Annotated in this window: 16 protein-coding genes; 7 read left to right on the plus strand and 9 right to left on the minus strand. The window is 63.3% G+C overall.

The features are described from left to right. Positions 1–118: 118 nt before the first annotated feature. The 5 genes from petA (at position 119) to O7A61_RS17385 (ending at position 4517) form a co-directional block, all read left to right on the plus strand. Positions 119–679, plus strand: coding sequence for a ubiquinol-cytochrome c reductase iron-sulfur subunit (petA, locus tag O7A61_RS17365; RefSeq protein WP_015316073.1), 561 nt, complete (start codon positions 119–121; stop codon positions 677–679). 16 nt (positions 680–695) lie between these two features. Then, entirely contained in the window at positions 696–1997 is a 1302-nt protein-coding gene (locus O7A61_RS17370) for a cytochrome b (protein WP_337130849.1), read from the plus strand. Between the two features lie 27 nt (positions 1998–2024). Continuing rightward, entirely contained in the window at positions 2025–2897 is an 873-nt protein-coding gene (locus O7A61_RS17375; RefSeq protein WP_337130850.1) for a cytochrome c1, read from the plus strand. Between the two features lie 150 nt (positions 2898–3047). Then, positions 3048–3743, plus strand: coding sequence for an acid phosphatase (locus O7A61_RS17380; RefSeq protein ID WP_337130851.1), 696 nt, complete (start codon positions 3048–3050; stop codon positions 3741–3743). A gap of 228 nt (positions 3744–3971) precedes the next feature. Further along, a complete protein-coding gene (locus O7A61_RS17385) occupies positions 3972–4517 on the plus strand; it encodes an adenine phosphoribosyltransferase (RefSeq protein ID WP_027143364.1) in 546 nt (181 codons plus the stop codon). Between the two features lie 42 nt (positions 4518–4559). Here the strand turns inward: O7A61_RS17385 and O7A61_RS17390 are convergent, their stop codons facing one another. The 6 genes from O7A61_RS17390 to O7A61_RS17415 form a co-directional block, all read right to left on the minus strand. Then, complete coding sequence (locus O7A61_RS17390; protein WP_337130852.1) at positions 4560–5018, minus strand: MaoC family dehydratase; 459 nt, start codon at positions 5016–5018, stop codon at positions 4560–4562. After that, a complete protein-coding gene (locus tag O7A61_RS17395) occupies positions 5015–5485 on the minus strand; it encodes a MaoC family dehydratase (RefSeq protein WP_337130853.1) in 471 nt (156 codons plus the stop codon). The genes O7A61_RS17390 and O7A61_RS17395 overlap by 4 nt, the downstream gene beginning before the upstream one ends. A gap of 172 nt (positions 5486–5657) precedes the next feature. Then, the gene (gene ychF / locus O7A61_RS17400) at positions 5658–6761 is read right to left on the minus strand and encodes a redox-regulated ATPase YchF (protein WP_140504923.1); all 1104 of its coding nucleotides are present in this window, start codon (positions 6759–6761) and stop codon (positions 5658–5660) included. Between the two features lie 98 nt (positions 6762–6859). Next, positions 6860–7600 carry an aminoacyl-tRNA hydrolase gene (gene pth / locus O7A61_RS17405; RefSeq protein ID WP_337130854.1) on the minus strand — a complete coding sequence of 247 codons (741 nt, stop codon included), beginning with the start codon at positions 7598–7600 and terminating at the stop codon, positions 6860–6862. Positions 7601–7624: 24 nt separating this feature from the next. After that, positions 7625–8266, minus strand: a complete 642-nt coding sequence (locus tag O7A61_RS17410; RefSeq protein ID WP_027143359.1) for a 50S ribosomal protein L25/general stress protein Ctc — start codon at positions 8264–8266, stop codon at positions 7625–7627. Positions 8267–8503: 237 nt separating this feature from the next. Beyond that, positions 8504–8932 (minus strand): MarR family winged helix-turn-helix transcriptional regulator, encoded by a 429-nt coding sequence (locus O7A61_RS17415; protein ID WP_337130855.1) that lies wholly within the window; start codon positions 8930–8932, stop codon positions 8504–8506. A 153-nt stretch (positions 8933–9085) separates the two neighbouring features. Here O7A61_RS17415 and O7A61_RS17420 point away from each other — a divergent pair, with 153 nt between their 5' ends. Continuing rightward, positions 9086–9943, plus strand: a complete 858-nt coding sequence (locus O7A61_RS17420) for an alpha/beta fold hydrolase (protein ID WP_337130856.1) — start codon at positions 9086–9088, stop codon at positions 9941–9943. 72 nt (positions 9944–10015) lie between these two features. Here O7A61_RS17420 and O7A61_RS17425 read toward each other — a convergent pair whose 3' ends face one another. Next, a complete protein-coding gene (locus O7A61_RS17425; protein WP_337130857.1) occupies positions 10016–11257 on the minus strand; it encodes an MFS transporter in 1242 nt (413 codons plus the stop codon). A 138-nt stretch (positions 11258–11395) separates the two neighbouring features. Between O7A61_RS17425 and O7A61_RS17430 the strand changes: the two genes are divergently transcribed. Then, positions 11396–12292: an AraC family transcriptional regulator gene (locus tag O7A61_RS17430; RefSeq protein ID WP_337130858.1), complete on the plus strand. Its 897-nt coding sequence runs from the start codon at positions 11396–11398 to the stop codon at positions 12290–12292. A gap of 8 nt (positions 12293–12300) precedes the next feature. Here the strand turns inward: O7A61_RS17430 and O7A61_RS17435 are convergent, their stop codons facing one another. Together O7A61_RS17435 and O7A61_RS17440 are read right to left on the minus strand one after the other, a co-directional pair. Next, positions 12301–13236, minus strand: a complete 936-nt coding sequence (locus tag O7A61_RS17435; RefSeq protein WP_019860650.1) for a ribose-phosphate pyrophosphokinase — start codon at positions 13234–13236, stop codon at positions 12301–12303. A 237-nt stretch (positions 13237–13473) separates the two neighbouring features. Next, on the minus strand, positions 13474–13898 hold a 425-nt coding region (locus O7A61_RS17440), incomplete at its 5' end, for a hypothetical protein (protein ID WP_337130859.1).

The raw sequence follows: 13898 nt of genomic DNA on the forward strand, positions 1-13898 counted from the left end.
GAAGTCCAAATGCCGGAGGAATTCGCTAGCCTGTTCGCCATGCGCTGTCGGGTTGGCGTGATTGAGCGGGGACAAGGCTCGGCCACCGGCGCGGAAGAGGCGAAAGGATCAGGCACCCGTGAGCGCAACCGACATCCACGATCCCAACCGTCGAGATTTTCTCTACGTCGCCACCGGCATGGCCGCCGTGGTTGGCGCCGGTGCGGTCGCCTGGCCGTTCATCGACCAGATGCGCCCCGACGCCTCGACGCTGGCGCTCGCTTCGGTCGAGGTCGATGTCTCTTCGCTGACGCCTGGCAGCTCGCTGATCGTCAAGTGGCGCGGCAAGCCGGTCGTGGTGCGCAACCGCACCGAGAAGGAAATGAAGGATGGCGAGGCCGTCAGCCTCTCCGATCTCAAGGATCCGATCGCGCGCAACGCCAATTTGCCGTCCGATGCGCCGGCGACCGACGCCAACCGCACCACGCCCGGCAAGGAAGCCTGGATGGTGATGGTTCAGGTCTGCACCCATCTGGGCTGCATTCCGCTCGGCCAGGAAGGCGATTTCGGCGGCTGGTTCTGCCCGTGCCATGGCTCGCAATACGACACTGCCGGCCGCATCCGCAAAGGCCCGGCGCCGGAGAATATGGCGATTCCGGTATTCAAGTTCGTTTCCGACACCAAACTCCTTATCGGTTGAGGCAGGGGATATTTCGATGAGCGAGGGACACTCGACCTATACGCCGAAGACCGGTATCGAACGCTGGTTCGACGCCCGCATGCCGCTGCCCAGGATGGTCTATGACAGCTTCATCGCCTATCCGGTGCCGCGCAACCTGAACTATATGTGGACCTTCGGCGGCATCCTGGCGATCATGCTGGTGGCGCAGATCCTGACCGGCATCGTGCTGGCCATGCACTATACGGCCGACACCAATCTCGCCTTCGGTTCGGTCGAGAAGATCATGCGCGACGTGAATTCGGGATGGCTGTTGCGCTATATGCATGCCAACGGCGCCTCGTTCTTCTTCATCGCCGTCTACCTGCACATCTTCCGCGGTCTTTATTACGGCTCCTACAAGGCGCCGCGCGAGCTTCTGTGGATCCTCGGCTGCATCATCTACCTCCTGATGATGGCGACCGGCTTCATGGGCTATGTGCTGCCATGGGGGCAGATGAGCTTCTGGGGCGCCACCGTCATCACCGGTTTCTTCAGCGCCATTCCGCTGGTCGGCGACTGGATCCAGCAGCTGCTGCTCGGCGGCTTCGCCGTCGACAATCCGACGCTGAACCGCTTCTTCGCGCTGCATTACTTGCTGCCGTTCATGATCGCCGGCGTCGTGGTGCTGCATGTCTGGGCGCTGCATGTCGTCGGCCAGTCGAACCCGACCGGCATCGAGGTCAAGTCGAAGACCGACACCGTCGCCTTCACCCCCTACGCGACCATCAAGGACGCGTTCGGCATGATCGTGTTCCTGTTCATCTTCGCCTATTTCGTCTTCTACCTGCCGAACTATCTCGGCCATCCGGACAACTACACGGTCGCCAACCCGCTGAAGACCCCGGCCCATATCGTCCCGGAATGGTACTTCCTGCCGTTCTACGCGATCCTGCGCGCCATCACCTTCAATGTCGGGCCGATCAATTCCAAGCTCGGCGGCGTGCTGTGCATGTTCGGTGCCATCGTCATGCTGTTCCTGGTGCCGTGGCTCGATACTTCCAAGGTGCGCTCGGCGGTCTACCGGCCCTGGTACAAGCTGTTCTTCTGGCTGTTCGTGGCCGATGCCATCCTGCTGGGCTGGCTGGGCTCGCAGCCGGCGGAAGGCAGCTATGTGTTCATGGCGCAGATGGCGACGCTGTTCTACTTCGCCTTCTTCCTCATCATCCTGCCGGTTCTTGGCCTGATCGAGACACCGCGCAGGCTGCCGAACTCGATCACCGAGGCGGTGCTGGAGAAGAACAAGGGTGGCAGCGGACATCCGGTGGGCGCCACCGCAGCACCTGAGACCAAGGGCTGAGCGGTAGAGAATCTAAGGGGATTTGGCATGAAGAAGATTCTCACCTCGCTGGCGCTGATCGGCCTTGTGGCCGCCGGCACCGGAGTTGCAGGCACTTGGGCATTCGCGGCCGAAGAGGCCCATAACGCGGCGGCACCGACGCATTTCCCGATCAACGAGCCGAAGGAAATGAGCTGGAGCTTCACCGGCCCGTTCGGCACCTATGACAAGGCGCAGCTGCAGCGCGGCCTGAAGGTCTACAAGGAAGTTTGCTCGGCCTGCCATTCGATGAACCTGGTGGCGTTCCGCACGCTGTCGGACCTCGGCTATAGCGACGCGCAGATCAAGACGCTGTCAGCCGAATACACCGTCCACGACGGCCCCAACGATGCCGGCGACATGTTCGACCGTCCCGGCAAGCCGTCCGATCATTTCCCGGCGCCGTTCGCCAATGAGGAAGCCGCCGCTGCCTCCAATGGCGGCGCGGCGCCGCCGGATATGTCGCTGCTGGCAAAGGCGCGCGGCGTCGAGCGCGGCTTCCCGCAGTTCGTCTTCGACATCTTCACCCAGTATGATGCCGGTGGTCCCGACTACATCCATTCGCTGCTGACCGGCTATGACCAGACGCCCCCGGCCGGAATTGTCATCCCGGAAGGCACGCACTACAACCCGTATTTCATGTCGGGCGTGTCGCTGAAGATGCCCAAGCCGCTCTCCGACGGCCAGGTGACCTATGACGACGGTTCGCCGCAGACCATCGACCAGTATTCCCGCGACGTGGCTGCCTTCCTGACATGGGCGGCCGAGCCGCACATGGAAGACCGCAAGAAGATGGGCTTCCGCGTGCTGGTGTTCCTGCTTCTGTTCGGCGCCCTGGTCTACATGACCAAGCGCAAGGTGTGGGAAGCCGTCGCGCATTGAGCGATGCCGCAGTCTGAAATTCAAGAAAAGGGCGCCGCGAGGCGCCCTTTTCTGCTTTTGGGGTGGATTGCGCCGCCACGTCTCGGCGGTGTCACATAGCCGTCACCACACATCGCGATCCTGCGGCGCTCTCATCAAAGGATCACGCCCATGAAAAGATACGCATCGCTAGCGGCAGGCCTGCTGCTGCTCGTCGTTGGTTCCACGGCCCGCGCCGAAGACGCAAAGCCCTTCATCACCAACAAGGACGTCGACCTGACGATGATCCTGCCGCCGCCGCCAGCAAATGATTCGGCCGAGACCAAGGCCGAGCTTGGCGAGGTGCTGACCATGCAAGTCACGCGCACACCTGAAATGGAAGCCCGCGCCATCGCCGATGCCGAGGAAAACGTCTGGCGTTTCGCCGACGTCATGGGACCGAATTTCAACAAGGACAAGCTGCCGAAATTCAGCGCCTTCTTCGATCGCGTGGTGGAGACCGAAGGCGCCGTCGTCGATCCGGCGAAGGACGTCTGGAAGCGCCCGCGTCCGCACCAGCTCAGCGACCTCGTGAAGCCGGTGGTGAAGCTGTCGAGCTCCGGTTCCTGGCCGTCGGGCCATGCGACCGTCGGCACGATGATGGGCATCATCCTGTCTGACATGGTTCCGGAAAGGCGTGCCCAGATCATGGCGCGCGCGGCCGAGTTCGCCCATAACCGCATCGTCGGCGGCATCCACTATCCGTCCGACGTCGAGATGGGCAAGATTTCCGGCAGCGTCATCGCCGCGGTCCTGCTCAACCGCGATGACTTCAAGGCCGAGTACGACGTGGCCAGGGCGGAGCTTCGTTCCGATCTCGGCATGTAGGGTTTGCCCGATAGCCATCTGTTCGAGCGGGGCGCCTTCGGGCGCCCCTTTTCGTGTCGGCCACGGCCTGCGCCCACGGCAAGGAAATTGCCTGGCATTGCTGCCAAATCCTTTGCCGGATGCGCTTGTCTCGACCGTCACATCGCGCTAGCCGTTGTCGGTCGCGCCGGGTTACGATCGGCCCCGCGCTGTTTCGCTTCTGTCAGCTGGATCATCCGGAGCCGCTTCATGAAATCCTCGCTCGAAGACACGCTGCTGGCGTCGATCCGCACCATCCCGGACTATCCCAGGCCCGGCATCCTGTTTCGCGACATCACCACGCTGCTCGGCAACGCACGCGCTTTCCGCCGCGCCATCGACGAGCTGGTGCATCCCTATGCCGGGCAGAAGATCGACAAGATCGCCGGCATCGAAGCGCGCGGCTTTATCCTGGGCGGCGCCGTCGCCCACCAGCTCTCGGCCGGCTTCGTACCGATCCGCAAGAAGGGCAAGCTGCCTTATGAGACCGTGCGCGTCGCCTACAGCCTGGAATACGGGCTGGACGAGATGGAAATGCACAAGGACGGCGTCGCGCCCGGCGAGAAGGTGATCCTGGTCGACGATCTGATCGCCACCGGCGGCACGGCGGAAGCGGCGGTCAAGCTGCTGCGCCAGATCGGGGCGGATATTCTCGCGGCTTGCTTTGTCATCGACCTGCCGGATCTGGGCGGGCGCGCGAAGCTCGAAGCGCTCGGCGTGCCGGTGAGGACGCTGATCGGCTTCGAGGGCCATTGAGCATTTCTTCCTTCTCCCACAAGGGGAGAAGGAAGAGACGCCTCACCCAACCCTCACCAGTACCGCGCTTTCGAATTCCAGCACCTTGCCGCCGGTCGAATCGGAGGCCTCGCAGAGCAGCGCCAGCAACCGCCAGCCGGCGCGGGACGCGATGGGGCGGTGGGAAAGCGCCGTGCGCGTGAAGGTGATGGTTTGCCCGGCGTAGACGGGCTTCAGCCATTTCAGGTTCTTGAATCCGGGCGAGGGGCCGAATTCGGGCACCGGGCCGTCCCAGCCTTCGGTGTCCAGGCGGGTCTCCAGGTTCAGCTTCATCCAGGTGGCCGCGGTGTGCCAGCCGGAGGCGCAGAGCCCGCCGAGCACGCTCTTTCTCGCCGCCTCCTCGTCGATATGAAAAATCTGGGGGTCGTATTTGCGGGCGAACGCCTTGATCGCCTCGGGTTCGAATGTGTGCGAACCGAGTGTGACGGTCGTGCCGATGCGGAAGAATTCATCCAGCGTCATGACGCATTCCCCGCGGCATCGCGCGTCAGGAACATGACGGAGTTCTCCAGCTCGAAGACGCTTTCGCCGCGCTGGTTGACGAGTTCGCTGCGCATGGTCACGAAGCCGAGTTGCGGCTTCGACTTCGACAGGCGCCTGGCCAGAACCACGAGGTTGCCCCGCAGCGTATCGCCGGCGAGCACCGGCTTCTTCCATTTGACCTGATCGACGCCGGGCGCGCCCTGGCAGGTGGAGTCAAGCAAGAAGGCATCGCACAGCATGCGCATGAACATGGCGCAGGTGTGCCAACCCGAAGCCGAGAGGCCACCGAGGATGCTGGCCTTGCCGGCCTCCTCGTCGAGATGCATCGGCTGGGCGTCGAACTCGCTGGCGAACTCGACGATCTCGGCCGCGCTCACCTGTTTGGTGCCGAGGTCGAACTTGGCCCCTTCGACGAAGTCCTCATACGCCCATGTCTTTCCGGTCATGGTCTGCAAATCCGGTTGTAGAATGCGCGATCCCTTTGGATCGGAAAACCCGGATGCAGGCCGCGGGCGGTTTGGTCAAGCCCTTTTCTGCTGAGCCAGCCCAGCCCGCGACCACGATGCCGCAGGGATGGTGCTGTCCAACCGAGGGGCGGGTCGCTCTATGGCGACCTCCTCACGTGTTGAACTTGAACATCATGACGTCGCCGTCCTGGACGACGTATTCCTTGCCTTCATCGCGTGCCTTGCCGGCTTCCTTGGCCGCCACTTCGCCGCCCAGCGTGACGAAGTCGTTGTAGGCGATGGTCTGGGCGCGGATGAAGCCGCGTTCGAAGTCGGTGTGGATGACGCCGGCGGCCTGTGGGGCCTTGTCGCCCTTGTGGATGGTCCAGGCGCGCGTTTCCTTCGGCCCGGCGGTGAAATAGGTGATCAAATGCAACAGATCGTAGCCGGCGCGGATGACCTTGTTCAGGCCAGGCTCGTCGAGCCCGAGCGAGGACAGGAACTCCATCTCTTCCTCATCCGAGAGCTGGGCGACTTCGGCCTCGATCGCGGCCGAGATCACCACGGTGCCGGCGCCCTGCGCGGTGGCCATCTTCTCCACGGCCCTGGTGTGCTCGTTGCCGGTCGCGGCATCGACCTCGGCGACGTTGCAGACATAGAGCACGGGATGCGAGGTCAAGAGGTTCAGGCCCTGCAGGATGCGCAGGTCCTCCGCCGAAATCCCCTTGAGCAGGATGCGGGTCGGCTTGCCGGCCTGCAGCAGCTCGAGTGCCGCCTCCATCATCGGCAATACGGTCGTCGCTTCCTTGTCCTTGCTGCCCGCGCGCTTGCGGATCTGGACGATGCGGCGCTCAATGCTGTCGAGGTCGGCGAGCATCAGCTCGGTCTCGACCGTCTCGGCGTCGGCGACAGGGTCGATGCGGCCCTCGACATGAGTGATGTCGTCATCCTCGAAGCAGCGCAGCACATGCACGATGGCATCGACCTCGCGGATGTTGGCGAGGAACTGGTTGCCCAGCCCTTCGCCCTTGGAGGCGCCGCGCACCAGGCCGGCAATGTCGACGAAGGAGATGCGCGTCGGGATGATCTCCTTCGACTTGGCGACCTCGGCGATCTTCTGCAGGCGCGGATCAGGCACCGCCACCTCGCCGGTGTTCGGTTCTATGGTGCAGAAGGGATAGTTGGCGGCCTGCGCGGCGGCCGTCCTCGTCAGCGCGTTGAAAAGCGTCGACTTGCCGACATTGGGCAAGCCAACGATGCCGCATTTGAAACCCATTTTGTCCGGTCCTATCGGGAAAAAGCGAAATTTGATGAGGGCTATGGGCGATAGGGGTTAGGAACGTCAAGCCCTGTAAGGCCACATGCGCCTGCGCTTCAGTCCTTGTTGCCGAAGAGTTTCTTCAGCATGGCGGCCATCGGGCCGGTCTCGGGCAGTTTGGCGGGCGCCTGCTGGGGGCGGGCCTGGCGGACATGGCTTTGCTGTTTCGGGCTTTGCTGTTTCGGGCTCGGCTGCTTCTGCGCCGGCTTTTCCGGTTCGACGCCCGCCTTACCCTGGACGGCAAGGGCGGCCTTGTTCATGAAGCCGGACTCGTCGCCCTTGACGATCATCGCCGCATTGTCGGCGATCGCGTCGAGCAGCGGGTCGAGCCAGTCGCGGTCGGCCTTGGCGAAGTCGCCGAGCACATGATGCTGGACCATTTCCTTGACGCCGGGATGGCCGACGCCGATGCGCACGCGCCGATAGGCGTTGCCGACATGGCCGTCGATCGAGCGGATGCCGTTGTGGCCGCCGGCGCCGCCGCCGGTCTTGATACGCAGCTTGCCTTCGGCAAGATCGATCTCGTCATAGAAGACGGTGAGGGCGGAAAGGTCGAGCTTGTAGAAGCGCAGCGCTTCGCCGACGGACTGGCCGGACAGGTTCATGAAGGTCTGCGGCTTGATCAGGATGATCTTTTCGCCGCCGAGCGTGCCTTCGGAAATCAGGCCCTGGAACTTCTTCGACCAGGGCGAAAAGGAATGGCGGCGGGCGATAGCGTCCGCCGCCATGAAGCCGACATTGTGCCGGTTTTCAGCGTATTTCGCGCCCGGATTGCCGAGGCCTGCAAAGACAAGCATCGTCGCCTCCGGGCGTGAAAAGAGTTACTTCTCTTCGGCGGCGGGAGCCGCTTCGGGAGCCGCAACCTCGACCGTCTCTTCCGTCTCCGGCTTCATCGCCGACGAACCGGCAACGGTCGCGATGGTGAAGTCGCGGTCGGAGATGACCGGCTTGACGCCGGCCGGCAGCTTGACCGCCGAGATGTGGATCGAATCGCCGATGTCGGCACCGGTGAGATCGACGGTGATGAATTCCGGGATCGCATTGGCAGGGCAGTGGAACTCGACTTCGTGACGCACGATGTTGAGCACGCCGCCGCGCTTGATGCCGGGCGACTTGTCTTCATTGATGAAGTGCACGGGAACGTCGACGTTGACTTCGGTGTCCTTGCCGATGCGCAGGAAGTCGACATGGACAGGGAAATCCTTGACCGGGTCGAGCTGGAAGTCCTTCGGCAGGACCTGGATCTTCTTGCCGTCGACATCGATCGTGGCGACCGTGGTCAGGAACCCGCCGCCATGGATCTTGTAGTAGATGTCCTTGTAGGTGAGCGCGATCGCCAGGGGAGGCTGTCTGTCACCATAGATTACTGCAGGCACTTTACCGTTGCGGCGAACTGCACGGGCGGACCCCTTACCGACCTGTTCGCGCGCTTCGGCCTTGAGCTCGTAAGTATCGTGGCTCATGGCTTTTCCTTTCGCGTGTTATGGAGCGCCTACGGTTGGCGATGTGCCAGGCCGTAAACGTCGAAAGCCGCCAGACCTCGATACCCGAATGCCGGAAACCGCAGCGAGCGGATCTTTGTTCGGGATCACAAGGGGAAGGCAGCCTTCCGCCGCGTTGCCTCCAAGGGTGTCTACGCGGGTGGCGGCTCTATAGCGGAAGGCGGGCAGGCGTGCAAGCGGAGGTGGGAAAGGCCGTCGTTAACGGTCGCCGCTCAAGGCATCGCGCAGTGCCTGGACCTGCCGGTTCAGGGCGTCGAGCTCGGCCAGCGTCATGCCCGAGCGCTCAACCAGGGTCTCGTTCAGGCAATTGCACTGGACGAGCAGCTTGCGGCCGGCTGATGTCAGGTCGACCTGTACCTGGCGCTCGTCGGTCTGGCTGCGCTGGCGGGTCACCAGGCCGGATTGTTCCATGCGCTTGACCAGCGGCGTGACCGTGCTCGATTCCAGAGCGAGCCTGTGCGCGATCGTGCCGACCGACATGCCGTCGGCCTCGCCTAGCGCGTTGAGCACGAGATATTGCGGATAGGTGATGCCCATCCCGTCCAGCATCGGCTTGTAGGTGCGATTGATCGCCATGCTGGTGGCGTAGAGCGTGAAGCACAGCTGATTGTCCAATGGGAGAGGCACGACGCATTCCTTTGCCGATTAAACGCCTAAAATATGTACTACGAAAAATGATATCGCGATACATATTTTTTGTAGACACGGGGATCGAGCTGCGCTAACGTTATCTATATCGCGATATTGTTTATCGCGATACTAATCAAAACGGAGATTGAGATGACCTCGCAGACCAAATCAGGCTCAGGCAGCGGCACGATCACCACCAAGGACGGCACGCAGATCTATTACAAGGACTGGGGAACCGGCCAGCCCATCGTCTTCCATCACGGCTGGCCGTTGAGCAGCGACGACTGGGATGCCCAGATGCTGTTCTTCCTGTCACAAGGCTACCGCGTCATCGCCCATGACCGCCGCGGCCACGGCCGGTCGACGCAGACGGATATCGGCAACGAGATGGACACCTATGCCGCCGATGTGGCTGAACTTGTCGCGCATCTCGACCTCAGGGATGCCATCCATGTCGGCCATTCGACCGGCGGCGGCGAGGTGGCGCGCTATGTCGCCCGGTATGGTGCGGGCGGCCGTGTTGCCAAGGCAGCGTTGCTCGGCGCGGTGCCGCCGATCATGCTCAAGACCCCAGCCAATCCCGGCGGCCTGCCCATCGAGGTCTTCGACGGCTTCCGTTCCGGCGTCGCCGCCAACCGCGCGCAGCTTTACATGGATGTTCCCGCCGGCCCGTTCTACGGCTTCAATCGCCCGGATGCGCAGGTTTCGCAGGGTGTGATCGACAACTGGTACCGCCAGGGCATGATGGGTGGCACCAAGGCGCACTATGACTGCATCAAGGCTTTCTCGGAGACCGACTTCACCGAAGACCTGAACAAGATCGACGTGCCGGTGCTGGTCATGCATGGCGACGACGACCAGATCGTCCCCATTGCCGACTCGGCGCTGTTGGCCATCAAGCTGCTCAAGAAGGGCGAGCTCAAGGTCTACAAGGGCTTTCCGCACGGCATGGCCACGACCCACGCCGAAATCATCAACGCCGACCTGCTGGCCTTCTTCAAGGCCTGAATCCTTCCCGCCTGAATGGCAAAGGCACCCGCCATATGGCGGGTGCCTTTGCCTGGATACAGCTCGGATGATTTATGCGGCTGCCTGCGCCTTGCGGGCTTCCTTCATGTTGGGCAGGAACACCGTCAGCAGTCCCAGGAACGGCAGGTAGGAGCAGATCTGGAAGACGAAATCGATGCCCTTCATGTCGGCGACGACGCCAAGCACGGCGGCCGCGATGCCGCCGACGCCGAAGGCGAAGCCGAAGAAGATGCCGGCGATCATGCCGACGCGGCCCGGCACCAGTTCCTGCGCGAAGACGACGATGTTGGAGAAAGCCGACGACAGGATCAGGCCGATCAGCACGGTCAGCACCATCGTCCATTCCATGTTGGCGTAGGGGAGCGCCAGCGTGAAGGGCAGGACGCCGACGATCGAGAACCAGATCATCGCCTTTTGTCCATAGCGGTCGCCGAACGGACCGCCGAGCAGGATGCCCAGCGCCGACGAGCCGAGGAAGAGGAACAGCATGACCTGCGACATCTGCACCGAAACGCCGAACTTATGGATGGAATAGAAGGTGTAGTAGCTGGCCAGGCTGGCGATGTAGGCGTTCTTGGTCAGCACCAGCAAGGTCAGCACCGCCAAGGCCCACATCACCTTGCGGCGCGGGAAGGGCGAGACGTAGCTTGCCGTCTTGCGATTGCCTTGCGCGGCGCGCAGGCGGCTGTACCAGCCGCCGACCTGCCACAGGATGACGATGCCGATCAGCGAGCCGACGGCGAACCATGCGATGCTGGTCTGGCCGAAGGGCACGACGATGAAGGCGGCCAGCAATGGGCCCATGGACTGGCCGAAATTGCCGCCGACCTGGAACAGCGACTGCGCCAGGCCAAACCGGCCGCCGGATGCGAAACGGGCGATGCGCGAGGACTCCGGATGGAAGATCGCCGAGCCGATGCCGATCAGCGAGGCGCCGATCAGGAGGAGGTAGTAGTGCCCGGCATAGGCCAGCACGACCAGGCCGATCAGCGAGGACGCCATGCCCCAGGGCAGTGAATAGGGCATCGGCCGCTTGTCGGTGACCGCGCCGATGATGGGCTGCAGCAGGGATGCCGTCACCTGGAAGGTGAAGGTCAACAGGCCGATCTGCCAGAAGTCGAGGCCGTAATTGTCTTTCAGAAGCGGATAGATGGCCGATAGCAGCGACTGCATGATGTCGTTGATGGAGTGGCAGAGGCTCACCGCCAGGATGACGGTGAAGGCCGTCGCCTGGGCTGAAGCGTGACTGGCGGTCGCAGGCGGCGCGACGCTGGTGGCTGTCGTATCGGTCAAGATAGGCTCCAAAGTCTTTTTGGCGGTTTTTCCCGCAGGCGGTGTGGCGGGCGCTTCCCGCAGGCAGCCTTATAGTCCGGTTGCCAAGCGACTTCTTTCGTGGTTTGGTCCAATAGTTTCGCAAGTGGGCCATACCGAATGCCAAAAACCAGGGAGATTTTCGGCGCCGGCCACACCGATCTCGAGCAATTGCACGGGCTGCGCTGGCAGTGGCTCGAGCAGGCGGTCGGGCCGGCGGTGGTGTTGCCGACCGAATATCCGGACGGCTACCACGTGCCGCACCACCACCACAGCCGCAGCCAGTTGCTGCATGCGCTGGTCGGCGTCGTGCTGGTGACGACGCGGCATGGCCGGTGGATGGTGCCGCCGGACCATGCGATGTGGATCCCGGCCGGCATCGAACATTCGGTCGAGATGCTGGGCGATGTCTCGATGCGCTCGGTCTACGTCATGCCGCAGGCGATTCCGGGCCTGCCGGAGGGCATGCGCGTCGTCGGCATCACCGACCTGATGCACAGCCTGATTGTCGAATCCGAGAAGCTGCCGCAAGGCGGCGAGCTTGAAGGGCGCGGCGGCCTGATCATGAACCTTCTCCTGCATGAGATCCCGCAATTGCCGGAGCGGCCGCTCGGCCTGCCGTTCCCGTCGGATCCCAAACTGGCGGCGCTCTGCCGGCGTTTCGTCGCCGCACCCTCACCGCATGCGACGATCGACGAATGGGCCGATACGGTCGGCATGAGCCGGCGCTCCTTCACGCGCGCCTTCCAGCGCCAGACCGGCCTGTCGCTGTCGACATGGCGCCAGCAGGCCTGCCTGTTCGCGGCGCTGCCGAGGCTCGCCGACGGCGAGCCGATCACCCGGGTGGCGCTCGATCTCGGCTATGACAGCGTGCCGGCCTTCATCACCATGTTCAAGCGCATGCTGGGTTCCTCGCCGCGCTGCTATATGCGCGGCGCGCGCGATGCCGGCGAAGGCATGCGGCGAGCCCCGGCCCGGCTGGAAGCCCCGACGCCATCGGCCCTGCCGCAGGGGTGACTGATCTTTCAGTCGAACAGGCTCGACACCGATTCCTCGGTCGCCGTGCGCGAGATGGCTTCGCCCATCAGGTCGGCGATGGAGATGACGCGGATGTTGGGGGCGTCGAGCACGCCCTGCGTCGGCTGGATGGAATCGGTGATCACCAGTTCCTGCAGCTTCGAGCCGCTGATGCGGGCGACCGCGCCGCCCGACAGCACGCCGTGGGTGATGTAGGCGGTGACGCTGGTGGCGCCGTTGGCCAGCAGCGCGTCGGCGGCATTGCACAGCGTGCCGCCGGAATCGACGATGTCGTCGATCAAAAGGCAATCCTTGCCGGCGACCGCGCCGATGATGTTCATGACTTCCGATTCGCCCGGACGCTCACGGCGCTTGTCGACGATGGCGAGCTGCGCGTCGAAGCGCTTGGCCAGCGCGCGGGCACGCACCACGCCGCCTATGTCGGGCGACACCACCACGACATTGCCGAGCTGCTTGTATTTCGCCTTGACGTCGCGGGCCATCACCGGCACCGAGAACAGATTGTCGGTCGGGATGTCGAAGAAGCCCTGGATCTGGCCGGCATGGAGATCCAGCGTCAAAACCCTGTCGACGCCGGCGCGGGTGATCATGTTGGCGACCAGCTTGGCCGAGATCGGCGTGCGGCCGGAGGCGCGGCGGTCCTGCCTGGCATAGCCGAAATAGGGGATAACCGCCGTGATGCGCTTGGCCGACGAGCGCATGAACGCGTCGATCATGATGAGCAGTTCCATCAGGTGATCGTTGGTCGGGAACGAGGTCGACTGCAGGATGAAGACATCCTCGCCGCGCACATTTTCCTGGATTTCGACGAAGATTTCCTGGTCGGCGAAGCGCCTGACACTGGCCTTGCCCAGCGGGATGTTGAGATAGCGAGCGACCGCTTCGGCCAGCACCCTGTTGGAATTGCCCGCGAAGAGTTTCATGCACCGTTCCTGGTGGAGGACGGAGAGGCCTGGCGGACTCTCCTGCGCCTTTTAACCGGGCTTTTAGCGGCCCGCGCCGGTATTGCAAGCGCCGAGATCGTGAATCCGCCGGCTAAGCTCACGAAAACTGTTAGCCATCACCGACTGACAACAGAGAGCTGCGGACTTCCGCTGCTCCCTCTGCTCGTTCGGGCATCCGGATTTTCCCAAAACCGTTTTCCACTTTTGGGTTCTGGACTAGCTCGCCTTGCCGCTGAGAAAGGCCGCGAACTGGTCGATGGTCTGGTCGGCGATCGCCTGCATGGTGGCTGGCGAGACCGACTTCCAGCTGTCGGCGCTGTCGCCGGAACCGGTCGAAGGCGCCTTCATCTGGCCGTTGATGCGGTGCAGCCGGTTGCCGGATGGGTCGTAGACGTCCCAGACATAGATGACGGTGGTGTCCTTGCCCTCCGTCATCGCCGAGAAGTAACCCTTGAGCACATGGGTGGCGGTCTGGTCCTGGCTGCCGGCCAGCGTGATGCCGCGCTGCTTGGCGCGTGTCTGCAGTTCCGCCGTCAGCGGCGTGGCGGCTTCCACCGAAGCGCCGACGATCGGCGCGATCTGCAGCCGGGTCTTCGACAGGATGGCGGCAGCCTGGGCGGAGGTGACGGGCGCGGCGGCGG

Origin of the sequence: Mesorhizobium sp. Cs1321R2N1 (assembly GCF_037179725.1) — a bacterium.
In the GTDB taxonomy this organism is placed as follows: domain Bacteria; phylum Pseudomonadota; class Alphaproteobacteria; order Rhizobiales; family Rhizobiaceae; genus Mesorhizobium; species Mesorhizobium salmacidum.

Excerpts from the sequence above, each read along its gene's own strand:
- O7A61_RS17410 (WP_027143359.1), bottom strand. The coding sequence starts at position 8,266 with ATGAGCCACGATACTTACGAGCTCAAGGCCGAAGCGCGCGAACAGGTC.
- pth (WP_337130854.1), bottom strand. The coding sequence starts at position 7,600 with ATGCTTGTCTTTGCAGGCCTCGGCAATCCGGGCGCGAAATACGCTGAA.
- O7A61_RS17435 (WP_019860650.1), bottom strand. The coding sequence starts at position 13,236 with ATGAAACTCTTCGCGGGCAATTCCAACAGGGTGCTGGCCGAAGCGGTC.
- O7A61_RS17395 (WP_337130853.1), bottom strand. The coding sequence starts at position 5,485 with ATGACCGGAAAGACATGGGCGTATGAGGACTTCGTCGAAGGGGCCAAG.
- O7A61_RS17375 (WP_337130850.1), top strand. The coding sequence starts at position 2,025 with ATGAAGAAGATTCTCACCTCGCTGGCGCTGATCGGCCTTGTGGCCGCC.
- O7A61_RS17420 (WP_337130856.1), top strand. The coding sequence starts at position 9,086 with ATGACCTCGCAGACCAAATCAGGCTCAGGCAGCGGCACGATCACCACC.
- O7A61_RS17385 (WP_027143364.1), top strand. The coding sequence starts at position 3,972 with ATGAAATCCTCGCTCGAAGACACGCTGCTGGCGTCGATCCGCACCATC.
- O7A61_RS17430 (WP_337130858.1), top strand. The coding sequence starts at position 11,396 with ATGCCAAAAACCAGGGAGATTTTCGGCGCCGGCCACACCGATCTCGAG.
- ychF (WP_140504923.1), bottom strand. The coding sequence starts at position 6,761 with ATGGGTTTCAAATGCGGCATCGTTGGCTTGCCCAATGTCGGCAAGTCG.
- O7A61_RS17380 (WP_337130851.1), top strand. The coding sequence starts at position 3,048 with ATGAAAAGATACGCATCGCTAGCGGCAGGCCTGCTGCTGCTCGTCGTT.
- O7A61_RS17370 (WP_337130849.1), top strand. The coding sequence starts at position 696 with ATGAGCGAGGGACACTCGACCTATACGCCGAAGACCGGTATCGAACGC.
- O7A61_RS17390 (WP_337130852.1), bottom strand. The coding sequence starts at position 5,018 with ATGACGCTGGATGAATTCTTCCGCATCGGCACGACCGTCACACTCGGT.